Source organism: Patescibacteria group bacterium (assembly GCA_041661625.1).
Classification (GTDB): Bacteria; Patescibacteriota; Patescibacteriia; order JAHIZJ01; family JAHIZJ01; genus JBAZUB01.
In genome coordinates, this window is sequence record JBAZUB010000001.1 from 174,717 (window position 1) to 199,447 (window position 24,731).

General features: G+C 47.1%; 26 protein-coding genes. 2 read left to right on the top strand and 24 right to left on the bottom strand.

All coding sequences use genetic code 11. The features are described 5' to 3' along the window. Window positions 1-5: 5 nt before the first annotated feature. The 12 genes from secE to WC734_00985 all read right to left on the bottom strand — a co-directional run bounded on the left by secE (window position 6) and on the right by WC734_00985 (window position 12,025). Window positions 6-203, bottom strand: a complete 198-nt coding sequence (gene secE / locus WC734_00930; protein ID MFA6197706.1) for a preprotein translocase subunit SecE — start codon at window positions 201-203, stop codon at window positions 6-8. A 121-nt stretch (window positions 204-324) separates the two neighbouring features. After that, window positions 325-2,319 carry a DNA topoisomerase (ATP-hydrolyzing) subunit B gene (gyrB, locus tag WC734_00935; protein MFA6197707.1) on the bottom strand — a complete coding sequence of 665 codons (1,995 nt, stop codon included), beginning with the start codon at window positions 2,317-2,319 and terminating at the stop codon, window positions 325-327. 42 nt (window positions 2,320-2,361) lie between these two features. Next, a complete protein-coding gene (gene pheT, locus WC734_00940) occupies window positions 2,362-4,737 on the bottom strand; it encodes a phenylalanine--tRNA ligase subunit beta (GenBank protein MFA6197708.1) in 2,376 nt (791 codons plus the stop codon). A 7-nt stretch (window positions 4,738-4,744) separates the two neighbouring features. Beyond that, window positions 4,745-5,050, bottom strand: a complete 306-nt coding sequence (locus WC734_00945; GenBank protein MFA6197709.1) for a hypothetical protein — start codon at window positions 5,048-5,050, stop codon at window positions 4,745-4,747. A 10-nt stretch (window positions 5,051-5,060) separates the two neighbouring features. Continuing rightward, window positions 5,061-6,092: a phenylalanine--tRNA ligase subunit alpha gene (gene pheS, locus WC734_00950; protein ID MFA6197710.1), complete on the bottom strand. Its 1,032-nt coding sequence runs from the start codon at window positions 6,090-6,092 to the stop codon at window positions 5,061-5,063. Window positions 6,093-6,099: 7 nt separating this feature from the next. Continuing rightward, window positions 6,100-6,480: a hypothetical protein gene (locus WC734_00955; protein MFA6197711.1), complete on the bottom strand. Its 381-nt coding sequence runs from the start codon at window positions 6,478-6,480 to the stop codon at window positions 6,100-6,102. A gap of 127 nt (window positions 6,481-6,607) precedes the next feature. Next, window positions 6,608-9,505 (bottom strand): ATP-dependent DNA helicase, encoded by a 2,898-nt coding sequence (locus tag WC734_00960; GenBank protein ID MFA6197712.1) that lies wholly within the window; start codon window positions 9,503-9,505, stop codon window positions 6,608-6,610. A 353-nt stretch (window positions 9,506-9,858) separates the two neighbouring features. Continuing rightward, a complete protein-coding gene (locus WC734_00965) occupies window positions 9,859-10,179 on the bottom strand; it encodes a hypothetical protein (protein MFA6197713.1) in 321 nt (106 codons plus the stop codon). A 93-nt stretch (window positions 10,180-10,272) separates the two neighbouring features. Continuing rightward, window positions 10,273-10,500 carry a DUF167 domain-containing protein gene (locus WC734_00970; GenBank protein MFA6197714.1) on the bottom strand — a complete coding sequence of 76 codons (228 nt, stop codon included), beginning with the start codon at window positions 10,498-10,500 and terminating at the stop codon, window positions 10,273-10,275. Then, window positions 10,466-10,897 carry an NUDIX domain-containing protein gene (locus WC734_00975; protein MFA6197715.1) on the bottom strand — a complete coding sequence of 144 codons (432 nt, stop codon included), beginning with the start codon at window positions 10,895-10,897 and terminating at the stop codon, window positions 10,466-10,468. Before WC734_00975 ends, WC734_00970 begins: the two co-directional genes overlap by 35 nt. A gap of 1 nt (window position 10,898) precedes the next feature. Further along, window positions 10,899-11,360 carry a hypothetical protein gene (locus tag WC734_00980; protein ID MFA6197716.1) on the bottom strand — a complete coding sequence of 154 codons (462 nt, stop codon included), beginning with the start codon at window positions 11,358-11,360 and terminating at the stop codon, window positions 10,899-10,901. A gap of 56 nt (window positions 11,361-11,416) precedes the next feature. After that, on the bottom strand, window positions 11,417-12,025 hold the full coding sequence (locus WC734_00985) for a GDSL-type esterase/lipase family protein (GenBank protein MFA6197717.1): 609 nt from the start codon (window positions 12,023-12,025) through the stop codon (window positions 11,417-11,419). Between the two features lie 215 nt (window positions 12,026-12,240). Between WC734_00985 and WC734_00990 the strand changes: the two genes are divergently transcribed. Continuing rightward, window positions 12,241-12,867 (top strand): hypothetical protein, encoded by a 627-nt coding sequence (locus WC734_00990; GenBank protein ID MFA6197718.1) that lies wholly within the window; start codon window positions 12,241-12,243, stop codon window positions 12,865-12,867. A gap of 25 nt (window positions 12,868-12,892) precedes the next feature. Next, the gene (locus WC734_00995) at window positions 12,893-13,261 is read left to right on the top strand and encodes a hypothetical protein (GenBank protein MFA6197719.1); all 369 of its coding nucleotides are present in this window, start codon (window positions 12,893-12,895) and stop codon (window positions 13,259-13,261) included. A 515-nt stretch (window positions 13,262-13,776) separates the two neighbouring features. On the opposite strand, the gene arsM is transcribed toward WC734_00995, so the two are convergent. The 12 genes from arsM to WC734_01055 all read right to left on the bottom strand — a co-directional run bounded on the left by arsM (window position 13,777) and on the right by WC734_01055 (window position 24,730). Beyond that, window positions 13,777-14,541, bottom strand: a complete 765-nt coding sequence (arsM, locus tag WC734_01000; GenBank protein MFA6197720.1) for an arsenite methyltransferase — start codon at window positions 14,539-14,541, stop codon at window positions 13,777-13,779. 390 nt (window positions 14,542-14,931) lie between these two features. Beyond that, on the bottom strand, window positions 14,932-15,405 hold the full coding sequence (locus tag WC734_01005; protein MFA6197721.1) for a F0F1 ATP synthase subunit epsilon: 474 nt from the start codon (window positions 15,403-15,405) through the stop codon (window positions 14,932-14,934). Window positions 15,406-15,426: 21 nt separating this feature from the next. Further along, on the bottom strand, window positions 15,427-16,800 hold the full coding sequence (gene atpD / locus WC734_01010) for a F0F1 ATP synthase subunit beta (GenBank protein MFA6197722.1): 1,374 nt from the start codon (window positions 16,798-16,800) through the stop codon (window positions 15,427-15,429). A gap of 50 nt (window positions 16,801-16,850) precedes the next feature. Then, entirely contained in the window at window positions 16,851-17,756 is a 906-nt protein-coding gene (gene atpG, locus WC734_01015; protein ID MFA6197723.1) for an ATP synthase F1 subunit gamma, read from the bottom strand. A gap of 6 nt (window positions 17,757-17,762) precedes the next feature. After that, window positions 17,763-19,283, bottom strand: a complete 1,521-nt coding sequence (gene atpA, locus WC734_01020; protein MFA6197724.1) for a F0F1 ATP synthase subunit alpha — start codon at window positions 19,281-19,283, stop codon at window positions 17,763-17,765. A 33-nt stretch (window positions 19,284-19,316) separates the two neighbouring features. Further along, complete coding sequence (gene atpH, locus WC734_01025; GenBank protein ID MFA6197725.1) at window positions 19,317-19,721, bottom strand: ATP synthase F1 subunit delta; 405 nt, start codon at window positions 19,719-19,721, stop codon at window positions 19,317-19,319. Then, window positions 19,721-20,224, bottom strand: a complete 504-nt coding sequence (gene atpF / locus WC734_01030) for a F0F1 ATP synthase subunit B (GenBank protein MFA6197726.1) — start codon at window positions 20,222-20,224, stop codon at window positions 19,721-19,723. The genes atpH and atpF overlap by 1 nt, the downstream gene beginning before the upstream one ends. A gap of 77 nt (window positions 20,225-20,301) precedes the next feature. After that, the gene (gene atpE, locus WC734_01035) at window positions 20,302-20,529 is read right to left on the bottom strand and encodes an ATP synthase F0 subunit C (GenBank protein ID MFA6197727.1); all 228 of its coding nucleotides are present in this window, start codon (window positions 20,527-20,529) and stop codon (window positions 20,302-20,304) included. A 90-nt stretch (window positions 20,530-20,619) separates the two neighbouring features. Next, the gene (gene atpB / locus WC734_01040) at window positions 20,620-21,351 is read right to left on the bottom strand and encodes a F0F1 ATP synthase subunit A (GenBank protein ID MFA6197728.1); all 732 of its coding nucleotides are present in this window, start codon (window positions 21,349-21,351) and stop codon (window positions 20,620-20,622) included. A gap of 2 nt (window positions 21,352-21,353) precedes the next feature. Next, entirely contained in the window at window positions 21,354-21,644 is a 291-nt protein-coding gene (locus WC734_01045) for an AtpZ/AtpI family protein (GenBank protein MFA6197729.1), read from the bottom strand. Window positions 21,645-22,309: 665 nt separating this feature from the next. Then, window positions 22,310-23,389, bottom strand: a complete 1,080-nt coding sequence (locus tag WC734_01050; GenBank protein ID MFA6197730.1) for a DNA recombination protein RmuC — start codon at window positions 23,387-23,389, stop codon at window positions 22,310-22,312. A 555-nt stretch (window positions 23,390-23,944) separates the two neighbouring features. Continuing rightward, window positions 23,945-24,730: a TatD family hydrolase gene (locus tag WC734_01055; GenBank protein ID MFA6197731.1), complete on the bottom strand. Its 786-nt coding sequence runs from the start codon at window positions 24,728-24,730 to the stop codon at window positions 23,945-23,947. Window position 24,731 lies beyond the last annotated feature (1 nt).

A 24,731-nucleotide genomic window follows, 5' to 3' on the forward strand; every position in this document is an offset into this window, starting at 1 on the left:
TTAGATTATCGATCGATTATATACCGTAAACCTTTGTTGAAAAACCAGTCGGCCAGCCCCAAGAATATGGCCACAAACACACTGATGCCGATAACCAACAAGGTGTGTCTAACCGTATCCTGACGGCTTGGCCAAATGACCTTGCGTAATTCGTCTTTTGATTCTTTGATGTAACGGGTGATGCGATTGTTGGAAATGTCCATTTTTTATGGTTCTTAAAATCCGCTCGGAGGCGGATCGTGTATTGTCAACAATATACACTATCCCGCCCTTCTTGGCAAGCACTGACCGGTTTAGCACGACCGATTAGTACTCGTTTTCTGCTTAGATATCAAGGTTTTTCACGTTTTTTGCGTGCAATTGGATGTATTTCTTTCGCGGTCCGACTTCCGAACCCATCAGAACATCAAACACCACGTCGGCATTTTTAGCATCGCTAATATTTACCTGCTTCAAAATGCGCTTAGCCGGATCCATGGTGGTCTGGGATAGCTGGTCGGGATTCATCTCACCCAGACCCTTATAACGCTGGATCGATACATGAGCCGTAGTCTCAATTACCTCTTCATCAGTCACTTTAGCAGCTTTTTTCTTAGTATTAGCCTTAGCTTGCCGCGCGGCCAGCAGCTCGGCTTGGGTTTTTTCTAATTCAGCATCGGAGTATACGTAGGCCGATTCTTTGCCAACCGTCACCTGATACAATGGCGGTTGGGCAATATACAGATATCCACCGTTAATGATGTCAATGAAATAACGGTAAAACAGCGTCAGCAATAACGTTCTAATGTGGGCACCGTCGACATCAGCATCGGTCATTATTATGATCCGATGATAGCGGAGTTTTGAGATATCAAACTGATCGCCAATGTTTGTACCGAGCGCAATCACCAGTGATTTGATGGCATCAGATGTCAGCATTCGATCCAAACGGGCTTTTTCGACGTTTAATATTTTGCCGCGTAACGGCAGTATGGCCTGGAATTCTCGATTGCGTCCCTGCTTGGCTGAACCACCCGCCGAATCGCCCTCAACTATGAACAGTTCGCTGACTTCGGGATTGCGTGACGAACAGTCGGCCAGCTTGCCCGGCAGCGTCATGCCTTCCAACGCCCCCTTCCGCAGCACCGTTTCACGAGCGGCTTTGGCAGCCACGCGAGCTCGCGCAGCTAGGATGCACTTGCTCAATATTCCTTCGGCATCTTTTGGGTTCTCTTCCATAAAATTATTAAACGCGTCCGAGAACAATGCCTCCACGATCGGTTTAACTTCAGCGTTGCCCAGTTTGGCTTTGGTCTGGCCCTCAAACTGAGGATTGGTCAGCTTGATACTGATTACTGCCGTCAGGCCTTCGCGAACATCTTCACCGGTCAGATTTTCGTCTTTTTCTTTAAGAAATTCTTTTTTGCGAGCGTAAGAATTGAGTGATCGAGTCAAAGCGGTCCTGAAACCGACAATGTGCATGCCGCCTTCTGGATTGAAGATATTATTGGCAAAACCATACAGCGTCTCGCGATATTCGTCCGTATACTGTAGGGCTATTTCAACATTTATGTCTTGTTCCTCCTTCTCCATGTAGAACACCTTCTCGTTCTTGGTTTCCTTGTTGCGATTCAAATGGCGGACGTAAGATTCGATACCGCCCTCGAAATAGAACCGGTAGGACATTTCCTGTCCTTTGGTCCGCTGGTCTTCGATCGCAATAGTCACCCGCTTGGTCAGATATGCCTGCTGGCGCAAATGTTCAATAATTATTCCCAGATCGAACTCGAGCACGGTAAATATTTCCGGGTCAGGCTGGAAAATTATCGTTGTACCGGTTTCCTTGCTTTTACTGAACGGCTTCACTTGAGTGGTCGCCTTGCCGTGTTTGTACTCTTGGGCCCAGACCTTGCCGTCACGCTTCACCTCGGCGCGCAACCAGACGGATAAAGCATTTACCACCGATACGCCCACGCCATGCAAACCGCCGGATACTTTGTAACCCGACTCGCCAAATTTGCCGCCGGCGTGCAAGATGGTCAAGACTGTTTCTAGTGTGGATTTCTTAGTCTGGTGATGTTTTTCGACTGGGATGCCCCGTCCATTGTCGACTACCGCCACCCGGTTGTCAGGTAGTAAACGGATAATAATGGTATCACAGTAACCGGCCATGGCTTCGTCAAACGAATTATCCACCACCTCCCAAATCATGTGGTGTAGACCCTCGCTGGCGGTATTGCCAATATACATACCGGGTCGTTTGCGAACCGCTGACAAGCCCTCGAGAACGGTAATCTGCTTGGCGCCGTATTCGCCGCCTTTGGATTGTTTGGATTTCATGGTCGGTTCGGTAGTTTTCTTAGCCATACGTGTGTAAATTGATTATTTGGGACTTGAGCCACTCCGAAGAGTAACCCCAAGTTTAGTATTTAAACGGTCGGTAATTTGACGGCATAATATTTCAACTTCACTGCCAGTTAGTGTTCGTTGCTCGGCTTGGAATAAACAACGCAGAGTAAGATTCTTTTTGCCTGAGCCAATACGTTCGTCGCGGTAGATTTCACCCACTCTTTCAACGGCCAAAATCAAACCGCGCGGTTCAGCTTTCGTAATGGTTGACTGATTGATCGACTCAATATCAGCAACTATCGCACCGAATGAAACCAGTTCCGGAATAATTAGCGAGAAGTCTCGTTTGATGCTGGGGAAAACGGAATATTTTCCGTATGACCATCGGGAGTTTAATTGGCTTAAATCAGTTAAATTAATCTCAAAGCTGATAACGTTTTGGCTTATCTTCAATTTCTTCAAACTATCTTCGTTCCAAACTCTGATCTGACCATCGCAGTCGTTAGTGGCATATTGCCCGGATTGCGTCTGGGCCAGTATTGCTGAGCGACCCAACAGTGCCTCAATAATCCCCTTGGCCTCAAGCAACAGAGCTTCGCCATTGCCAGATTTCGTAGTAATGGCACCCGACACTTTGAATACCTCTTTCGGCTTCACTCCGTCAGGTTGAAACGTGGTGCCGATTTCGAACACTTTCATGCTTTCATTGCGACCGGAATTATGCCGAATATTTTCTAACAATCGCGGTACCAGGCTGGTACGCAAGTACTGCTGTTCCGGATTCAGCGGATTGGACAGCGCGTAATGTTTGTTAAGCGACGAGCCAGAATATTCGGCCAGGTCGGCGCTGTAAAAAGTATAATTATACATTTCATCCCAGCCCATTCTCGCTAGGCGGGCTTTAATTGGCCGGCTGATCGCAATCTTGGAATGATCCGCCACTGGTTTAATCGTGCCCGTTAAGTAGGCCGGCTTAATATTATTATAGCCTGTATGTCGTCCGATTTCGTCGGCCAGATCAGCCATGTGCGCCAAATCTATCCGCCACGATGGTGTGGTGACAATCAACTGCCGTCCCGACTTGGTGACCCAGCATCCCAAGCTTTTTAATATCTTAATCTGATTGGCGGCCGTGATATTAATACCTAATAAACTGCTGACTTCATCGGCCTGATAGCGCAGTACTTTTTTCACCGGTTTGGCTTTGGCGCCATAGATAATGCCGCGCTGTACGGTACCACCACCGATCGCATTGATCAGGGCCGCCACCGCGTCCAGCGCCGTGTCGGTACCCATTGAATCAACCCCTTTTTCAAAGCGGCTCGAGCTTTCAGTACGAATATTAAGAAGCTGGCTGGAGCGCCGGATAGCTTTTGGGTTGAACACGGCTGATTCTATAATAACGTTCCGGGTTTGCTCAGTCACCGCGCAATCGGCGCCACCCATGACACCCGCCACCGCCAAGGCCCGGTTTGAGTCAGCGATCACGGTGACCGCGGACGTGAGGGTCTTTTTCGTACCGTCAAGCAGTTCGATGCTTTCGTTGGGTTTGGCTATGCGGACACTAATTGTTTTTTTGCCCTTCAGTGGACTGACTTTGTCGGCATCAAACGCGTGCAGCGGCTGGCCGGTGAGCAGCATAATATAGTTCGCGGCATCAACCACCGAGTTGATTGGTCTAATGCCTCCGGCAATTAAACGTTTCTGGAGCCACCAAGGCGAGGTTGCGACCTTCACGTCTGCGATATACCGAAGTGCGTAGTGCGAACAGGCTGACTGAGCGACCATTTTAGCTGTGATACTTTTTACCGTAGGTGTTGACGACTGTTTCAGTCGGTCAAGCGGCAATTGTAGTTTCAGGCCCGTGTGAGCAGCATATTCTTGCGCCAAACCCACTACCGATAAACAATCCGGCCGGTTGGGGGCGACGTTCAGGTCAAACACCGTATCCGGCAGTCCCAGCACCAGCGATAGCGGCGTGCCCGGCTTGATAAGCTGGTCAATCTGCCAGATGCCGCTGTGATCGTCATTTAGCCCCAGCTCCTTGCCCGAGCACAACATGCCGCGCGATTCGACGCCGCGAATATTGGCTTTTTCAATTTTTTGACCAATGGGCAAAACAGCGCCTTCACGAGCCAGCGGTACGACTTGTCCGACCGCGATATTGCGCGCGCCACAGACTACCTCGAGTTGCTTGGTGCCGTCAGTAACTGTAGCCAATTGGAGTTTATCGGCATTAGGATGGGGTTTGACGCTGAGAATCCTAGCTGTAACAATACGATCCAATCCGATGCCGATACTTTCGATATGCTCGCATTCGAAACCCAACCGCGTAAAAACCGCCGCCACTTCTGTGTCAGTTTGCTTAACCGGAGTTATTTCATTGAGCCATTGACGCGATAATCTCATATCGTCATTACTCCAAGATGTATGATATTAAAAATAAGCAAAACAGCAGGAAACCGATCGCCAGCATTCCGGCTACCAAAAAATGGTCGCTGCGCTGTTTGATAACTTTGCGAGTAAGTTTCTTGCCGTCAACGTTGGAATATACTACGCCCGCCACCGCCAAGCTGATAACCGTATCCGCTAAAATAGATGAAGCGCTAAATGACATACCGATGGCGTAGTCAATGCCCAGTGTAATCATTATGAAAATAGCAAACGCTATGACGGCATCGAATTGTTTAGTTATTACGACCTGTTGGAGCGCTTTTTTCATTGTAGTAAATTTATGTCCACTGGCTATTAAATCTCAAATCACCAGCATAAAGTAGCCGGATGTCTGGTATGCCATAATATAGCAACATTAATCGGTCAACACCCATACCAAAAGCAAAACCCGAGTAAACTTTCGGATCCAGTTTCATATTATGCAACACGGCCGGGTGAACCATTCCCGATCCGATCAGCTCGATCCAACCAGTTTGCTTGCAGACCGGACAACCTTTGCCGCCGCAAAGTAAACAGCGCAAGTCTATATCTAACCCTGGCTCAACAAACGGGTAGAACTCCGGCCGTACGCGAATTACTACGTCGGCTTCGTATAATTCCCGCAAAAAGCTTTTCAGTGTCCCGATCAAATGTGCCAATGATATACCCCGATCGATCACCAAGCCCTCGCACTGATAAAACGTCGATTCGTGCGAAGCGTCGGTGGCTTCGTGCCGGAATACCCGTCCCGGTACGATCAGTCTAACGGGCGGCCGGCTGTGTTCCATGTACCTTAATTGCACGGGCGATGTGTGCGTACGCATCAATAGTTCATCATTCCCTGACTTGCCCGCCGTTTTTAAATAAAATGTGTCCCACATATCCCGCGCCGGATGATCTTTCGGAATGTTCAGCTTATCGAAATTGTATTCGGCGGTCTCTACCTCCGTACCCTCAGCGACATCGAACCCCATCGACCGGTAGATCTCGATGATCCGATCCATAAATATAGTGATTGGGTGTAAGTGACCGACCACTGGTTTTATCGATGGCAACGTATGATCAATGTCAAACTTGGGTGTACTAACCTGGTTTAACGATTGTTTTTTCGCTACCAAGGCTTGATTGATTTCCTGCCGGATGGAATTCGCCAAAGCTCCCAGCGCCGGACGTTCCGAGACAGGCTGATCCTTTACCAAACGCATCTGATTACTCAATTCAGATTTACGACCCAAAAATTGTGTCTCCAAATGCAATAAACCGTCTATTTTGGTGCAGCCCTGAATCGCGTCCAGTGCCGACTGCCTTATTTTAACTAATTTCTCTTTCATATTTACGTTAATTCGTTGACCGCCGCGCGAGGAAGAAATATTCCAACGTGGCCAGAAATAGGATAAATAATGCCGCGTTCCACCAAGTTAATAAGCGCATACCCTGCAATATCACCGCGCCAACGACCAGCAACGAGAAGAACATCGATTGTCTGAACGCCACGCCCACGTGCTGGAATAGCATTTCGGTTTTTTGAAACCAGATTCGAATAAAAAAGCCAGCCAGAGTAAATGTCCCAATCAGCGCGAAAAATAGGCTGATGTAAAACAAGCTCAATCCGATCACGCCGGTTGACTCCGGATCTATGTAATAAAGCACCGTGATCCAGCCCACCCAACAAATAATCGTGGTGATGGTCATGAAAATAAGGAACTTTTTTAGGGACATAGGTCTTTTTTGTGTTAAACCCAAAAATACCGTACTTTTTCCACCTTTATAATACCAATTTTAGCAATGTTTGGCAAACAAATTAACCTTTTAATTAAAATGCTGTTATTGCCTAATATTAGGCTAATTATATCTGCCTAAACTCGCAGATATTCCTGAAGTCACAAAATTGACAATGGAATCCCGGCGTGGGCGGAAAAGTGGATTCTTGGATCGCTTTGGCGGTCGATAAAAACTTAGTTTTGACAGCGGCGATTTTCTGGTCATCGACTGGCAATGTCCGGCTGGAACGATCGTCCAGATAGACATAAGTCAGCCGACTGGGTGTTAATTTCAGCACCTCTTGAACCGCCGCCGCGTAGATATATAGCTGATCGGCGTTATCGCCCTTCTTCGTTTTGGGTCGCTGGCCGGTTTTGTAATCAATTATCTCAACCGTGCCATCGGTTAACTGATCGATCCGGTCCACTACGCCTTTGACAATGGTATCCCCTATTTTGAGATGAAAACCTTTTTCCAGGAACAAAACTTGTGTAGGCTGCTGGCGGTACTGACCAAGGTACCACTTGAGCACCAGCCAACCCTGGCGTTTTCGTTCGGTCATTTGCTCGGGCGAATCATACCAACCCGATAGCCAATTAGCTGCATACAGCTGCTTCATCACCGGCTCGGTCAGGCGCTTCCCCTGCTGAATGATGGCAAAGCACTGCGCCAGAGTGTTGTGCAATGACTGGCCATAACCGAAAGTCGAACGCGGTTCATGCGGTACTTTGAGTAAAAATGAGTACCGGTATTGGTAGGGACAAGTGGTAAACGATTTCAGCTGAGAAAAACTCAGGTGATCCGGTAGAACGTGCTGATATGGCGCGGATGGATAGTTTTTGGCATCATAATTTACCACTGATTTTGTTTCTGGCTTGGTTGTGGCCGGAATAGTTTTCTGGACATCATCTAAATCGGTTAGAAAGTGTGATAGTTTCTTTGGGTGTTGGCCGCTATAACGTTCGGCGGATGTAAAAAACAATCCATCCCTGGCTCGGGTCACGGCTACGTAGAATAAGCGTCGCTCTTCCTGCAAATGCACGTCGCCTTCGGGAAGATATTCTGGAATCAGTTCGGCGGGCACTTCAATTTGTTCGGAGCGGTCGATCGATGGAAAACGCTTATCGACCATTTGGACCAGAAACACATATCGAAACTCCAAACCTTTTGACGCATGTACCGTCATTACTTTGACCGTTTCCGGACCTTCGATAATCGCGGCCGGCGCCGGGTCCTGTCCCACCTCCATCATCAAACGCAGCTGTTCCAAAAAACCGCGCACCGACTTATCATCGTTGCGTGATTCATATTCGGTTATTCGGTCAAATAGGCGGTTGATATTTAATATCTGTTCGGAATTGGCTAGTGTGGCTTCGCTGGTCAGATGTTTTATTAACCCAGATTCATTGACAAATCGATAGAGAATCTGACCCACCGACTGGTGGCGGGTCAATTCCGTGTCGGTCGCTATTAATTCCAGGATGTGATCAAACTTCTGACGCGTCTCAACGTTCGTCTTTATTTCACGATGGCGCTCCAGTGCCTGGAATAGTGACAAGCTTTCGCTGTGGGCAAAGTGAGTCAGGTTTATTATTTGTCCAATTTTAATATCAAACGCCCCCATCGACAATACTCGGTAGAGCGCGTCGCTTTCGTGGTAGTTGTCCAATAAGCGGAGATAAGATATCAAGTCAATGATTTCAGGTTTTTGATACAATCCTTTTGACGCGACAAATTGATATGGTACACCGGCCTTGATGAGCGCGTTGATAAATGGCTGGGCGGTGTCGTTGGCTCGTACCAAAATGGCAAAGTCGTTCCAATCAGCCTGGTTGTCCGTGCGTAACTCGGCGATTTTATCCATTACCAACTTTACCTCCCCCTCACCCGTCTCTCCGTGTAAATGTTCGATCACGCCCAAACCGTCTCTTTGGGCGTTTAATTTTTTGCTGATCGGATTTAACTGTTGGTCTGGGTTTGATTGTTCCAATTGCACTTCAAGCCGATTGGGATTATTGAATTGGATAAAATTATACGCTAAATCAAGGATGTTTTGTTTATTGCGATAATTTTGAACCAGCACAACATCGGCTGACTTTGGAAAGTCAGTCTTGAATTGAAGAATATTCGATACCGACGCACCACGAAATTTAAAAATTGACTGATCGTCATCACCACAGACCGTCAAGTTGTTCTTTGGCAAGGCCAGTAATTTTATTAACTGATATTGCGCCAAGTTGGTGTCTTGAAATTCATCGACCAGAATATATTTGAACCGTCGGCGATAATCATTCAATACTGACTGGCGTTTTTGTAATAGGTTGAGCAGCTCAATAATTAAGTCGCCAAAGTCCATCCAACCCTGCTTTTTCAAGAGCTGTTGGTAAATACTAAAAGCATGGGCCGCTTCTAATGTTTTCTCTACCAATTCGCGTTGTTCAGAGTCAGTTCGGTTTACTAACTTTTGTTGCTTTTTAGCGTACGCTAAATACGCCTCGGCGGTGATATTTTCATCCTTGAGCCGGGAAAAGTGTTTGACCAGCGCGTAGATAAATCGGGTAGGGTTGCCTTGCGGACGGTAATATTTCAGCTTGAAGTCGTCCATATTCTGCCGTATTAGAAACCACTGCTCCGGAGTCGACAGCACCTTGAATCCCGGGTCCAAACCTAAATCCAATGCCCGGTCGCGTAGCACCCGTTCGCCAAATGCATGAAAAGTCGATACCCACAGATCGACATAGCCATAGGGCAGCAGCCGGTCGACCCGTTCGGCCATCTCGCCCGAGGCTTTTTCGGTGAATGTCAAAGCCAGTATTTCATCGGGTTTGGCCAGCCCTTGGTCAATCAGCCAAGCTAACCGGCGCGTAATAACGGTGGTTTTTCCGGTACCGGCTCCCGCCACAATCATCAAAGGGCCGTTCGTATGCTGAACGGCTTTGAGCTGTTCGGGGTTGAGATTATCTAACAATGATTCGGAGTTCATATGGCGTCATTATAACACGATTGCCACATATTTCGATAAATAAAATAGGGCCCAATCATATCGATCGGGCCAAGGACTCATGGGTTCTAGATGCAGGCGCCTCGATTTTCAAAAGCCGACATCTGCTCACCGAAACAGCGTGACAACCGCTCCAGCCTTTCCTGCTCGGCCGGACCAACATTGTACAGCTTTTGATAGACGACCTCGTCTACCCCGGAACGGAAGTGATCCGGCAGCAAAGCCACCGGCCAGAACCCGCACCGCTCATAGAGTTTTCGGGCTGTCTGGTTGCCGACATGTGTCCGCAGATAGACACAATGTAGCTCGCTACCATGCTTCGCACCGAGATGCCGCTACATCGCTTCGATCAGCTCCTTGCCGCCACCGGGAACACTTGACGTGATCAGACACCCGATGTGAAATAGCTCAGCCAGGATGCTCCCTTCGGGTACATCGATCCGAAAGCTGATGAAGCCAACCAGTCGCCCGCTAACCAGGCGTACCAGGTAAACGTGGCCGTTTCGGCGCTCTTCGTTGATCATCCATTCGATCTCACGCGAACGTTCGGGCGAGTAACGATATATCCGACAGTACAACTCGGCCAGTTCGGTTAATGCGCCTGTCATTCGGGTTGCGTATGAACCGAAACTCTCAACCAGGCTGCTTGTCGCCATGCCATACCCCCTATTCAATGGAAGCCCTTTTGTGCCTATGCTAAATTAGCACAAACTAGAGTATTTACAAGGTGTCAGTATGATTATGCTGGCTTATTTGAGTTTTTTGATCGTTTTGTGTCGGCTGGTAAATCCACGGATAATCTCGAGGCGACTGGGGGAAACTTTCAACTGTTTGGCCAACACCTTCAAGCAAGCGGCATTGGCCTTGTTGTCTTGCGGCTGAGCTGTCACCCATATCTCAAAACTCCCATTAGTTTGGGTTTCGATCTTATTCTGTTTGGCGTTAGGATGAAGGTGAATTGATAGTATGTTTTCCATTTAAGAAATCTATAACTCTTTCCTTTATCTCAACCGGGAATAACTTGATGTCGTTTAACGCCTTCAAACTGTGCCATTCTAGAATATACTTGTTGTTATTAGACACCCGTTCAATTTCGGGCCGTCCTAATTTCAGTTCACCAGAATATTTTGTGACAACAAAGTAGTGGTTGTCTCTGTTGTCAAAATCATTACGGTACTGCCACAGCTTCTTACCCAGCTTCACATTCAACCCCGTTTCTTCCTTTGCTTCTCGAACCGCCGCGTCGGTTAAGTTTTCGCCATCTTCGACGCTTCCGCCCGGGAACACAAAATATTCCGTATCGTTTTTAATCCGGTGGATTAGTAATATTTTATTTAGGTTTATGATTATTAGACTTGCTCTTGCGTGAGTCATGTTATGTAATTCCCAACTGCTTATCTAATGGAGGATTTGAAAAATATACTCGCACATTATAGTCAGGATCCATTAGTTCGATCATTTCAAATTCTATTTTGTTAATGAGTTTAAATCCCTTTTGCGTAAGATGCACGCTTTTAAACTCATCATAATTTGATAGCGTGAAGTCGGCGTCACCTCGCTCCGGTTTGGTCGGGTCCGGCTGACGTATTTTCAATAACTGCAAATTACCGGCTATGGTCGATAATGGCTCAATTTGAAACAATGGACCGCCCGGTGTCTCTTTTATCACTCTTCCAATCTGTTTGGCCGCGTCAAGAAACGAGGCATATTCTATGTCGTTTTGACAAAATATGCAGGCGTAATTTACCGGGGCTAGCTCACTGACATATTTATGCTTTAGTGTGTTCGCTTGAACGATGATTTCTTTTACAATGTTTTTTATGTCTTCTTTGGTCATATCATTTGTATATTGGGATTACATTAAAATGTGTATATTTCTTGTAAAAAACGAACCTATAATAACTTTTGTAAATAGTCCTTTACCCGCTGGTATATTTTTATATGCCCTTGAGCGTTGGGATGTAGCCCATCTGGCAAATCCGCTTCGGTTAAAACATCCCATAATGGGATGAAGCTAAGCCCACGTTCTTGGCAAAGTTCTTCGATGATATCGTTGTATTTCTTCAAGTCAGAGTTTTCCCAGAACAGATCATCTCGCCACGGTTTTGTCAGTTGCTCATTAACAATCGTGAGGCCGGTAAATACAATTTTTGTTGCGTGTGACTTGGCCAGTTCAACTATCTTTTCAAGATTGTTTTTGAACTCGCCAATTGGAATGTAGGGCTGATCCCTTTTCCCGATATATCGAGCATCGTTTGATCCAATCGCAAATAGTAGAATATATTCTTCCGGCTCAACTGCGTCGAAAATACTAATTGATTTTTCCAGACCAAACAGTAAGCCTCTCGTATCGTTGCTGGAAATACCTAAATTATAGACACCTACTTCTTCCGTTTCAAATGTCGCCAAATAGTATGTTTTGAGCCGCTCTACCCAGCCGCCTTTTTCCAAATCAAAAGCTCCCCACGCAATGCTGTCACCGAAAATTAGTACTTTTACCATAAAACCTCGATCTATTTGATTAATGATGATCCAGATTCTTCACCTACTTTTTGACGCAAGTGATTTCGGCTTGGCTCATAACCTAATAATACTCTTATGTGCCAATTTGGCCTACTGTTGACTTTTCCAACGATATTTGCTACCATTCGACATCGGGTTAAAGAACTCGATGGTACCGACTCATCATTTTGGGCTTCACTGAAAAGGGGTGGCACATGAAGAGCTTCGTGATCTTTGTTGTAGCACTTGGTATCGGCATCAGTTGTCTGGCTGGTTGCAGCAATTGCCAGTACCCAACGGCCGCGCCCATCGAGCGTGAAGTTCTGCTCGCCACCAGCGCCGACAGCAGCCAGTGGACGTTTGGCAATGTTACCGGTAAGCCGGTTTGTTCACCCAAGCAATGGGTCAATGACCAGTGCAACTTCTCATCGTTCATTGAAGATCGAAATGGAAGCGAATGGATTGGATACGTCATCTACCCCACCGCCAACCTGGACCTGCGGTCTTACAAAGGTGTTCGGATCACCGGCAACATCTACGCCAACGCCTTTCAAGGTGGCAAGCTGATGATACTGGCAGGTCTGGCCTGGACATCGTCGGGTTACTTCCACGACCGATCATACTACGATCTCTTCCTGTTCCACGGGGCTTCGGGAACCAACATGGACATGCCGTTCGAAGCCTACATCGACTTCGATGAACGACCGTACGCCAAATACGGCCGGCTCGAATTGCGTGTCGACACTTCAGCCTCATTGGACCTGCCCGATCCGGATCGTCACGTGTCCAACGCCGTGGTTATCCTCTCGAGCGTCCGCTTCTACGGTATTCGACGGGTCTGAACCGAAACAAAGGAGAGTCGCTGTGGTGCTTCAACTGTTCGAAGATGATTTGCTTCCCGAACGCCGGGACGTGCCGACTTCTCTGGTGAAGTTCGAACACTTCATCACGGATGTGCAGGCCGCGATCGCTACCGTTGGCCGAGCCACTTTCGCCCGCGATCGCCACACTGCGAACGAGAACTACAGCGTGGTCTATCCACCCAAGTCCGAACCCGAACCGTACATCTGCCCCAACTGTGGCAAGCATACCCGGCACGAACTTCGATGCATCGATTGCGGCATGTACTTCTGCAACTACTGCATGAGCACCAAGACCGTCGAGGAAATCGGCCGATCCGAAAACGTGAAGTGCCCCGGGTGTGGCAGCATGAACACCAAGTCAATCGAGCACTAGAATCACACGTGCTCACCGCCTAGACCCAGGCGGCATACAAATATGGGTCTTTTATATTTACAAGCGATACTGATAAGGAATTATTCTAGTTGACAACACTAAAAAGACTGTGATAGCGTGGTGATATTGGTGTCATCGGCTCCCTAACCCATAGCCGAGGAGGTCGAGATTGGCTGCTAGGAGGAGGTTTTTCCCGTCGCCGGGACAAGTGCGCAGTCGAGATAGAAAGATCGGCTGCAAGGAGTGGAAGCAGCGGTGGTATGCGGCTGAGGCAGCTCGCCGGGGGATTCCCGTCAGTCAGGTGCCATTCGTCCTGTACCAGGAGGTGCGGGACATCATCGCGCGCCAGGAGGCCGAGTCTCTCAGGCTGTACGAGCAGGAAGCAAGCCGGCACCGCTCCTATGGCTGGGGCTACTAGTCAACTCGCCACGAAGCCCGTCATCAGTCACCCACCACTCGGGTGACTTTCTTTATATACAAGTTTCTTCGATTGCGATTTTAGTTTTTTGATATTATCATTTATCCATTTTTATCGCCTCGATCTTAATACTTTCAAGTGGTATTCCCTCATATTGCCTTTTACTGATTTCTTTATCCTCTGATAAAACTTTCACGGAAAAACCAGCGACTTTGATAATGTTAATATATTCGTCTTTTTGCAACGCACCACCTACGCACCCGGCAATTAGCTCTTCATCGTTCTTGATATCATCTGTAATGTCTTCCAAAAGAACTATATCCGAATTATATATTTTACCGCCTTTTTTCAACACCCGAAATGCTTCATTGAATACCTTTGATTTATCCGGCGCCAGATTGATCACGCAATTGCTAATGATTACGTCGATAGAGTCGCTCTCTACTGGTAACTTTTCGATATCACCTAATCTGAATTCGACATTTTGATAATTTAACTTTTTAGCATTATTATTAGCCTGATCAATCATAGTTTGGGTCATATCAACTCCAATAACGCGACCGGTGCTACCGGTTTTCTTTGCCGCCAAAAAACAGTCTATCCCCGCCCCCGAACCCAAGTCCAATATAACGTTACCCGGCGTGATATTTGCCATTCCGGTAGGGTTACCACAGCCCAAACCAAGATTAGCTTCGGCAGTTTGTCCCAGTTCATCATCCGAATAGCCGATACTTTTAGCAATTTTGTTATTAGCAACCTTCTTACTACAGGCGCAACTATTACCACAACAACCCGAACCGCTTATTGTGACTATTTTGCTGTAGTGTTTCTTTACAATTTGCTTAATGTTTTTCTTTAGCATGCTTCTATTCTCCCTATTAAACTATTTCATTTTGCATCATGTTGATTGTACTATAATGCCAGGAGTTATCATACCACATAACCACGCCATGGCTATTAATAACGCGAAATGATCCGAACTAGCAATCAACCACCCACCACTCGGGTGACTTTTTATTTGTTATCCCTTCATTGCGAGGACGACGAGTCATCGAGGCGGACGTGGCAATCCCATTGAAAGCAAAAATGACTCGCCATCGCTGAAGAGTAACGGGATTGCCGCGCTCGCAGACTCGCTCGCAATGACGGGCGTGTTAAGGGTTCGCAATGACGATTTCTGATCGGCTCACTTGCAGCTGGGCATCCTTCCTTGTCCCGTTTTTCCTTTGTTCCTTCTTACTTCATACTTATCCTATATCCCAGTCTCCTGGCTGCCACCCTCGCGTTTGGCGCGCTCAACTTGATTGGTAACACGCCGTTCACGATGACGCTCGGCCACACGCAGACGCACCATCTCTTTTTCCAGTGCGCTGGCTACAGCCGCGTATTCTTCTTTATTTAATCGTTCTTCTTTTAATGACTCTTGGGCGCGATCGCGAGCGGCCTGGGCGCGGGCTAAGTCAATCTCTTCGGCGCGTTCGGCCGTTTGGGCTAAAACGACTACCCGGTGCGGCTGGACTTCGATGAAGCCACTCGAAATGGCCATGAATTCTTCTCGGCCATCGCGCACAATTTTAACTCGTCCGGCTTGCAAGGTGCTAACCAGCGGAATATGATGCGGTAAAACCGTAATCTCGCCCTGGCCGGTCGGCAAAGACACCTGATCGACTTCAGCCGCGTAAACAGTGTGTTCGGGTGTGACAATTTCGAGTTGAACCTTTTCCATATGCTTGGTTGCGTTGGTAAATTATCCCTGCCCGACTTCGTCAATCGTACCCTTCATATAGAAGGCTTGTTCAGGTTTATCGTCATGTTTTCCGTCCAATATTTCTTTGAATCCACGGATTGTCTCGGCCAGTGGAACATAGCGGCCGGGAATGTTACTAAATGTTTCCGCCACATAGAAAGGCTGCGACAAGAAACGCTGGATCTTGCGCGCCCGAGCCACGGCTAGCTTGTCTTCGTCCGACAATTCTTCGATTCCGAGAATGGCGATGATATCCTGCAAGTCTTTGTAGCGCTGAATTACCTTCTGTACCCGCTGTGCCACCGCGTAATGTTCTTCGCCGACAATCAACGGATCCAGCGCGGTCGAACTGGAATCAAGAGCGTCCACGGCTGGATAAATACCCAGTTCCGACAGACTGCGCGACAATACCACAGTGGAATCAAGGTGGCCGAATGTCGTGGCTGGCGCGGGATCGGTCAAGTCATCGGCCGGTACGTATATGGCCTGGACGGATGTAATCGAACCCTTTTTGGTTGAGGTAATACGTTCTTGCAGCTCACCCATTTCAGTTGCCAGGTTCGGCTGATAACCAACCGCCGATGGAATACGACCCAACAGGGCCGATACTTCGGAACCGGCTTGGGTAAATCGAAATATATTGTCGATAAACAGCAATACATCCTGTTGTTCTTCATCACGGAAATACTCGGCAATGGTCAGGCCGGTTAAACCCACCCGGAGGCGGGCTCCTGGCGGTTCGTTCATTTGACCGAAGACGAGGGATGTTTTTGATAGTACACCGGACTCTTTCATTTCATTGTACAGCTGATTGCCCTCGCGAGTCCGTTCGCCCACGCCGGCAAAGACCGAGTAACCGCCGTGCTCGGTCGCGATATTACGGATTAGCTCCATCACCACGACAGTCTTACCCACACCGGCACCGCCAAACAAACCGACTTTGCCGCCTTTGATGATCGGGCAGATCAAGTCGATGACTTTGATACCGGTTTCCAGCACTTCGGTTTTAGTGGATTGTTCGGTAAACTCCGGCGCCGCCCGGTGAATCGGCAGAGTCTTGGCGGTAGTAGGTGCCGGCTGGTCATCAATCGGCTGGCCGAGTACATTAAACATACGACCCAACGTCTCTTTGCCAACCGGCACCGAAATCGGCTTACCGGTATCTACTACTTCCATGCCCCGGCTCAATCCGTCGGTGGCTCCCAGAGATATAGTGCGAATTCGATTTGAACCCAAACCCGAGTGCGCCTCGAGCACAATTACGGATTTATCCGGACGGGTTATCTCCAGTGCGTTATAAACGGCTGGTAATTCATCTCCGAATTGCACATCTACGACTGGTCCAATAATTTGTACGATTTTACCCTTGTTCATAGCTTGTTAGTGATTATATCAGTAATGTATTTAATGTTTTTAATTATTGATTAACTTTCCAATACCGCTCTTGAGGCTGAAATTTCTGCTAAGTCCCGAGTGATATTCGCCTGTCTGGCTTGGTTGTAGTATAGTTGTAAATCACTCATATATTCTTCCGCATTATCGCTGGCATTGCGCATCGCCATCATACGAGCCGAATGTTCCGAGGCATTCGATTCCAGTACCGCCTGATAAATTTGTATCTCGACAATACTCTGCAGCATTAGACCCAACACTTCATCTGGCGAAGGCTCGAATAGATATTCGCCCATTTCGTCTTCATTTGCCTCCTGACTGTTTGGTTCAGCAACATCGATCACGGCCTTTCGTTTTTCGATTGGCAGTAGCTGCCGCATTACCGCCTCTTGTTTCAGAGCTGACTTAAAATCGGTATAGGCGATCCAAACCCGGTCGTATTTTTCGGCTTTGAAGTCGTCAATCAATAATCGGGCGACAGGAAATATTTCTGAGGTATTGCTGACCACGTCCTGTTTTTCAAATTCCGCCACGATTGGCAGGCCTTGTCGCAGCAAAACGTCACGACCGCGCCGTCCCATTACGATGAAATCAACTGGTATGCCCGCTTTCACAGTTGCCTGATATTTTTCTATCGCTAGTTTAGTAATTTGCTGATTAAATCCCCCGCATAATCCGCGATTGGACGTGATCAGCAGAATGGCTTTACGGCGAATGGACTTATTGCGCCGCAACAAGGCATGCAACCTTCGATCAGTTCGTTGCGCTAGATTTTGCACAGTCATCCAGGCCAGGTTTGCATAGCTCCTTGAAGACTGCACGGCCTGGACCGCCCGGCGCATCTTGGCAGCAGCCACCAGCTCCATCGCCTTGGTGATCTGCTTGGTGCTGGAGATTGAGCGTAGCCTTCTTTTTATGTCTCGAGTATTGGCGGGCATTTAGAATTATTTTACCTGAGTTGTTTGAAACGAAGCTTTGTACTCCACGATGGCGGCTTGTAAATCTTTTTCCAGATCGTCGGTCAGCTCACCAGTACTTAACAATTTTTCATAAACGTCCTGGCGCTGGCTGGTGACGTACTGCAGCAGCCCAGTCTCGAACTCAACCATAGATTCTACGGCTACATCATCGAGCAATCCGTTAATCGCGGCATAGAGTATGACGACCTGTTTCATCACCGGCATAGGCACATATTGAGGCTGTTTCAATATTTCGGTGATGCGCTTACCGCGTTCCAATTTTTGCTTCGTCGCATCATCAAGATCGGAACCGAATTGAGCAAAGGCGGCGAATTCACGGTATTGAGCCAGATCGAGACGTAATTTTCCGGCCACTTTTTTCATGGCTTTTTTCTGAGCCGCCGAGCCGACACGAGAGACTGATAAGCCAACGTTCAAGGCCGGCCGAACGCCCTGGAAAAACAAATCAGATTCTAGATAGATCTGCCCATCGGTGATGGAAATAACGTTAGTTGGGATATATGCCGAGATATCGCCAGCTTGGGTTTCAATAATGGGCAGCGCGGTCAATGACCCGCCGCCGTATTTTTGGCTCATCTTGGCAGCCCGTTCCAGCAAACGTGAATGGAGATAAAATATATCACCGGGGAAAGCTTCGCGTCCGGGCGGCCGGCGCAGTAATAATGATATTTGGCGGTAAGCCACGGCGTGTTTCGAGAGATCGTCGTATATGACCAACGCGTTCTGTTTGTTGTCCCGGAAATACTCGCCCATCGCACAACCGGCAAACGGCGCGATAAAACTCAGGGCGGCCGCATCTGAAGCCGATGTCACGACTACGGTGGTATATTTCATAGCGCCGCGCCGCTCCAATTCTGCCACAATCCGGGCGATTTTGGATTCTTTCTGTCCGATGGCCACATAGATGCAAAATACGTTCTGATCATGCTGATTGATAATCGTATCGATGGCAATGGCGGTTTTACCGGTTTGACGATCGCCAATAATCAACTCCCGTTGACCGCGGCCGATTGGAATCATCGAATCAATCGCTTTGATGCCGGTTTGTAATGGCGTATCCACCGCGGCACGAGTCACTACGCCCGGCGCGATTTTTTCAACTGGACTGTATGATTCTGCCTTGATCGGCCCCTTGCCATCAACAGGCTGTCCTAGTGGATCAATTACCCGGCCAATTACGCCCGAGCCCACCGGTACTTCCAGGATGCGGCCGGTGGATTTTACCTCATCGCCTTCTTTAAGATGGGAAAATTCTCCCAGAATAATCGCGCCAATTGAGTCTTCTTCCAGGTTTAGAGCCACACCGATGGTGCCGCCGGGGAATTCTAACATTTCCTGGGATTGTACCTTGCCTAATCCAGCCACGCGCGCTATGCCGTCGCCCAGCTCAATTATGCGTCCAATCGTGGATACTGACACAGTATCGTTGAACTGTTCTATTTCTTTTTTCAAATTCTCGATGACGAAATCTTTGGTGCTGGACATAATAGTATGATCCTTTTGATAAATATGCGTAAATTATGAATTGACCATTTTGGACCTAAGGGTTTGCAGTAGGCTTTTGACACTGGCATCAATCACTGTATCTTTAACCTGGATAGTAAATCCGCCAATCAAATCTGGATCTAGTTTCTCCTCAATTTCCACTTGATAGCCGAAAGCGCCTTTTAATCGATTGTTAATATCTTGTATGGCGCTGTCTGATAATTTTTTTACCGTGGTAACTTGCGCCAGGTATCGACCCGTTTTCTCTTGGAATAATAAATTGTATTCTTGTATAATCCGATCTTTGAGATTCAATTGATGGCGACGTAGCAGCAAAGTTGTAAACCCCTTTATTACAACGGGAAGTTCGGCCTTCGACTTACCCTCGGTCACCTGATCGAGCAAGTGGGCGTATTGTTTGGCGTTAAGCTTTTTCATTACTTATTTTCCTTTATCTGGGCTAACGCTCTATCTACGATTGCTTTTTGAGTCTTATCATCCAACTTCTCCTGAAGTATTTTTTCAGTCGCCTGAATCACTAAATCGGCTACTTCCTGCTTCACCTCTTTCAGCATGGTCAGCTTGGCCTCGGTAATTTCCTGTTTTGCTCGGCTGATTATTTCCTCTACTTCAAGACCGGCCGCCTGTAAGCGTTCGGCGCGCGTCCGCTCAGCCTGTTCGCCAGCCTGAGTAATGATCGACTGGCCTTGCTGCCGGGCGGCATTTAATATTTCACCTTTGCTTTGCTCGCTGTCTCGTAGATTATCCTCGATCTTCTTGGCGTTGGCCAAACCATCTTCAATAGTTTGAGAGCGTTTTTGCAACATTTTCAATATCGGCCGGTACGCGAATCGGTATAGCACAAACAGCAGAATGCCAAAGTTGATAATCTGCGCGACCAATAATTTCCAGTCAATGCCGAGTTTGTCGATTAATTCCATATTACCTTCACATAATTGTTAACACGTTCACCCGCCTAAATTTTCTGTGAATACTTTGACGGGTTTTCTGTCAGCAACTAAACAAACTTGATAATCAGGGCGACCACCAATGCGTAAATAGCGATGGCCTCAGCGAACGCGATGGCAATTAACATTGGAACCTGAATCTTGCCGGCTGATTCCGGGTTGCGGCCGATCGATTCCATGGCTTTGGCGGCCAGTTTACCGATAGCGAGTGCCGGCGCGAAACCACCGATGGCGATGGTTAGGGCGGCGGCCCACATTTTGACAGCTTCTGTTTCCATAAACTTTCCTTTATTGGTTGCGGCGGCTTACGACGATGGATTGGTGTTTAACGTCGGCGCACCGTAACCGGTTACGAAATAAATAGCTAATTAATGATGCTCCATGGTCGCTACTTCAAAAAATACCAGCGACAAAATGGCGAAAATAAAAGCCTGGATCACACCGACAAACATTTCCAGAAAGTAAAACGGCAGCGGCACGACGAATGGAACCAGGCTGGCAATGATTACCAGCAACACTTCGCCGGCAAAAACATTGCCAAACAACCGGAATGAAAATGATACAATTGTTGCCAATTGATCAATTCCTTCTAATAAACCGATAATCGGATTTTTCAGATTGATAAACCGTTTCGAGTATTTAACGATGCCGATGGTAATAATGCCGAATACCTGCACCATAATGACCGAGATGAGCGCCAATGCCAGGGTTACATTCAGATCTGAGTTAACCGTACGAAATAGCGGCACTAATACATGTTTGCCTTCTTTAATTTCATTAAAACCGATCGTACCAAAACCCGGCAATAGACCCAGCCAATTCGACGTCACTACGAATAAAAATATCGTCACTACCCAGGGAAAGAACCGAATTGATTTCTTGCGATCATGGGTAACACCGTCCATCAAATTCAACCAAGTTTCAAAAATGAATTCAACAATATTCTGCAAACCCTTGGGGACTGATTTGATGCCTTTTCTCTTCAATGACCAGACCAATCCTAGCAAGACAACCACACTAATCCATGAGGCTAATAGTGTATTGGTGACCGGCAATGGTCCGATATTAAATAACTTTTCAGCCGCGAGCGAAATGTGCATATTTAATGTATTTGATCATTCTTTGGGTCGGGCGCTGGCTTTGTTTGGCTCGAAGTACGATCCATTCGGGACATCACCCGGATAGCTTTCATGTAAACTCCCACAGTTGAGATTAACATGGATAAGCCGATGCCGGCGATCATTATCCACGGCTTAGTGCCCAGCCAGCGATCGGCGAAGGCACCTCCAACTGCTAGAACTACGACTGGAATAGCGATGGTGTAGCCAAGTTCCCACGCGAAACGCAAGGCAGACCAATCGCTGTCTGTGTTTTTATCCCTCCGGTCAGACATGCGTACTTGTGATACAGTTATTCACTTCTAATACGACCGTATTTTAAACTATTTTGGCTAATTTTTCAAGCCAAAATATATTATTACTCTAATATTAGCCATATTATTATACAATTGTTAATTTTACTTTTCAGGTAATGACACTATTCTCACTTACGAACAACTCTAAGTAATTACTAGTTCATATTTGGTATGACTCTATATTGGCCAAAGTTGGGATAACTTTTTGACAAATATCAATAAGTGCGCTATACTTAGTTGAGTGTTCAAGAAGTTTGGACATTTTATTTTTCACCGGAGGTACACCGTGAACGATTTGCCAACCCACAGCGCACTTTCACAGGCCAGGGATGAAAACGAAAAAACCCTGGACAACTTACGGGAAGCGTTACGGAAATTCCGTGAAGCCTGCCGCAAATTGGAAGCACAGATTAAGTAGCGTATCTCGACACAACGCAGAAACGATCACCAGGATTTGGCGATCTGTTTTTGCTTTATGGGCATGCTATATGAAACTAGCATTAAGTCTGTCACTCTGAGCGTAGGTAATCCGAAACGAAGAGTCTGGCTCAACTGATCACAAAAAACACCGCGAATTAGACTCCTCCTTCTCGCAAACTTGGCGTCGGAGTGACTAAAATGTGTGATAAGTTGTTTCCCAAGCTCTACTCTTCGTCATCCGGTCGGATCGAAGTGCGGTCTAGCAATGGCAGATCAGCCGCCTCACCCTGTTTGGTTATTTTCAACACGTCTTTATCAACCTTGAGGAATTCCTTGGTGGCGGCATTGTAGCTATTCACGGTTGTATCAAGATGGTTGCCCATTTTTACAAAATAGGTTTCATAGCTTTTTAAATGACGGCCCAGGTTCTCCACGTTTTTCAATATCTCTTTGGTTGATTTTTCTACTTGCAATGCTCGCATTCCTTGCATTACAGTCTGCAAATAGGCCAAAAATGAGGTGGGCGATACAATGATAACGTGGTATTTACGCGCCGCCCGCTGAATCATATTCTCTGTATCTTCTTGAATAGCGCCGATTTTATTCACCAATAAATCGTAGTATATCGCCTCATGTGGAATGAACATAAAGGCGAATTCCATGGTTTTTTCTTCCGGGCGGATATATTTGGCTGTTTCCGTGATCCGCATTTTTAGATCATTGACAAACAGTTTTTCCAAGCGTACTTTTTCGCTTTCATCCCGCTCCCCCGCCAGCCGGTTATAGTTCTCCAGTGAAAACTTCGAGTCAATTGGAATTACCTTGTTCTCGGCAAATACCACCGCGTCGACCGCCTCTCCATCCTTAAATCGGTACTGCATTTGATATGAACCGGGCGGGAGCACATTTTTCAGCACGGTTTCCAAATAATATTCACCAAGAATCCCCCGCTGTTTTGGGTTTTTCAAAATATCCTGCAGGCTCTGAAGCTGGTCGGCAAAATTAACCACCTGGCGGTTGGTTTCATCCAGTTTTGTCAGTCGCTCGGTAACGTCCTGGATAATCTTGGTGCTTTGGCCAAATTGACCCTGGATGGTCTGTTGAACCTGCCGGCTGTGTTCAATCTGATTCTGCTGCAGTGATTGCAGGTCTTGCTTTAACATCATCATTGGATCGCTCATGGCGGCCTGTTTGCGATCTTGGTCTTGTTGTAATCTACGAAATTGCGCCTGAAGAAATGCGATCACGGCCACAAAACCGATAATAAGTAAAACGATGGTGATAATTAGATTTCCGATGTTCATAAATTGAAGGGTTTAATTACGTTATACGATATAACACCATGATAGCATAGCCTCACTAACGTATAATGTCCCACACCTTCTTAATTGCTAGCTTTATCTCAGATATTTGCTCTAGTATTTTTCGGCCTATATCGATACGCTCATGACCCTTGGTGTCTACAAATAAACTAAACGACCTCTCAAATTCCTTGTACAGATCATGCAGACGCTCTATCTCTAATATATCGAAGCCTTGCTCATCATACTGCCGACTTAAGTCAATAAGCTCCCGATTAATGCCCTGAAAAGCTTCGTAGATCTCGCGGTCTAGAGTGCTCTCTACTTCTGTGTTTTCTGTGGCTGGCGAATCGCTTGTTGGCGTTTCTCTATATGACGTATCACGCAAGTTGTGCCTTGCTAGTAACTCTAGTTCATCAAGCGTTTCTTCTACTGAGCCTAGCGATCCTTTCTCTTTCGCCTTTAGAAATTTTCAATCGCTGCGACCTTCACTGTTCCTAATTTCTTCAGGCGTCAGAGGCGTGAATGGAGATTCGGTGTTGTGTGACATCATAATATTTATGCTAGGTTAAACAACTTCGTGGCATTCTCCCCCGTCACCTCGATTATATCATCTATCGACTTTTGGCGCAGTTCAGCCACTTTGGCGGCCACGTACTTTACGAATACTGGCTCATTGCGCTTACCCCGTCGCGGCACAGGCGCTAAATAGGGCGCGTCGGTTTCGATCAACATCTTATCCAACGGCATCGTTCGCGCCACATCCAACAACGCCTCGTCCTTGGTAAACGTAATTATGCCGGTAAAACCAAGATGGAATCCTAGATTTAAGAACCTTTGTGCTAATGCGGAGTCGCCTAGAAAACAGTGGATTACTCCCCGATGTACCGGTCCAATTCTTTCCAGCTCGATCAACAGATCCTCATAGGCGTCGCGACAATGCACAATCACGGGTAAGTCTTGTTCGATAGCCAGACTATATTGTTCGGTAAATATTTCCTTTTGTCTGGCGATTACCTCCGCATGATTTGCGCCGTCAGGTAGCCGGTAGTAATCCAAACCAATTTCGCCGATTGCGACCAAGTGCTGACGATGGTCTCGAGCGAATGTTTTGATTGCCGAATAATCATAATCGGTATCAGCCAAATGTATCGGATGAAAACCAACCGCTGCGTACAATCGTCCAGGATATTTTACAGCCAAATCAATCGCCAACTGGCTATTATCCAGTCGCGAAGCGGGATTAACTACTTTCATATCAGCCGCGATTACCCGATCTATCACATCCGCTCGGTCGGGATCGTAGGCTTTGAAATTCAGATGCGCGTGGGTATCGATCAGCATA

Coding starts and splice junctions, on each gene's coding strand:
- secE (MFA6197706.1), bottom strand. CDS start 203: ATGGACATTTCCAACAATCGCATCACCCGTTACATCAAAGAATCAAAA.
- gyrB (MFA6197707.1), bottom strand. CDS start 2,319: ATGAAATCCAAACAATCCAAAGGCGGCGAATACGGCGCCAAGCAGATT.
- pheT (MFA6197708.1), bottom strand. CDS start 4,737: ATGAGATTATCGCGTCAATGGCTCAATGAAATAACTCCGGTTAAGCAA.
- WC734_00945 (MFA6197709.1), bottom strand. CDS start 5,050: ATGAAAAAAGCGCTCCAACAGGTCGTAATAACTAAACAATTCGATGCC.
- pheS (MFA6197710.1), bottom strand. CDS start 6,092: ATGAAAGAGAAATTAGTTAAAATAAGGCAGTCGGCACTGGACGCGATT.
- WC734_00955 (MFA6197711.1), bottom strand. CDS start 6,480: ATGTCCCTAAAAAAGTTCCTTATTTTCATGACCATCACCACGATTATT.
- WC734_00960 (MFA6197712.1), bottom strand. CDS start 9,505: ATGAACTCCGAATCATTGTTAGATAATCTCAACCCCGAACAGCTCAAA.
- WC734_00965 (MFA6197713.1), bottom strand. CDS start 10,179: ATGGCGACAAGCAGCCTGGTTGAGAGTTTCGGTTCATACGCAACCCGA.
- WC734_00970 (MFA6197714.1), bottom strand. CDS start 10,500: ATGGAAAACATACTATCAATTCACCTTCATCCTAACGCCAAACAGAAT.
- WC734_00975 (MFA6197715.1), bottom strand. CDS start 10,897: ATGACTCACGCAAGAGCAAGTCTAATAATCATAAACCTAAATAAAATA.
- WC734_00980 (MFA6197716.1), bottom strand. CDS start 11,360: ATGACCAAAGAAGACATAAAAAACATTGTAAAAGAAATCATCGTTCAA.
- WC734_00985 (MFA6197717.1), bottom strand. CDS start 12,025: ATGGTAAAAGTACTAATTTTCGGTGACAGCATTGCGTGGGGAGCTTTT.
- WC734_00990 (MFA6197718.1), top strand. CDS start 12,241: ATGAAGAGCTTCGTGATCTTTGTTGTAGCACTTGGTATCGGCATCAGT.
- arsM (MFA6197720.1), bottom strand. CDS start 14,541: ATGCTAAAGAAAAACATTAAGCAAATTGTAAAGAAACACTACAGCAAA.
- WC734_01005 (MFA6197721.1), bottom strand. CDS start 15,405: ATGGAAAAGGTTCAACTCGAAATTGTCACACCCGAACACACTGTTTAC.
- atpD (MFA6197722.1), bottom strand. CDS start 16,800: ATGAACAAGGGTAAAATCGTACAAATTATTGGACCAGTCGTAGATGTG.
- atpG (MFA6197723.1), bottom strand. CDS start 17,756: ATGCCCGCCAATACTCGAGACATAAAAAGAAGGCTACGCTCAATCTCC.
- atpA (MFA6197724.1), bottom strand. CDS start 19,283: ATGTCCAGCACCAAAGATTTCGTCATCGAGAATTTGAAAAAAGAAATA.
- atpH (MFA6197725.1), bottom strand. CDS start 19,721: ATGAAAAAGCTTAACGCCAAACAATACGCCCACTTGCTCGATCAGGTG.
- atpF (MFA6197726.1), bottom strand. CDS start 20,224: ATGGAATTAATCGACAAACTCGGCATTGACTGGAAATTATTGGTCGCG.
- atpE (MFA6197727.1), bottom strand. CDS start 20,529: ATGGAAACAGAAGCTGTCAAAATGTGGGCCGCCGCCCTAACCATCGCC.
- atpB (MFA6197728.1), bottom strand. CDS start 21,351: ATGCACATTTCGCTCGCGGCTGAAAAGTTATTTAATATCGGACCATTG.
- WC734_01045 (MFA6197729.1), bottom strand. CDS start 21,644: ATGTCTGACCGGAGGGATAAAAACACAGACAGCGATTGGTCTGCCTTG.
- WC734_01050 (MFA6197730.1), bottom strand. CDS start 23,389: ATGAACATCGGAAATCTAATTATCACCATCGTTTTACTTATTATCGGT.
- WC734_01055 (MFA6197731.1), bottom strand. CDS start 24,730: ATGCTGATCGATACCCACGCGCATCTGAATTTCAAAGCCTACGATCCC.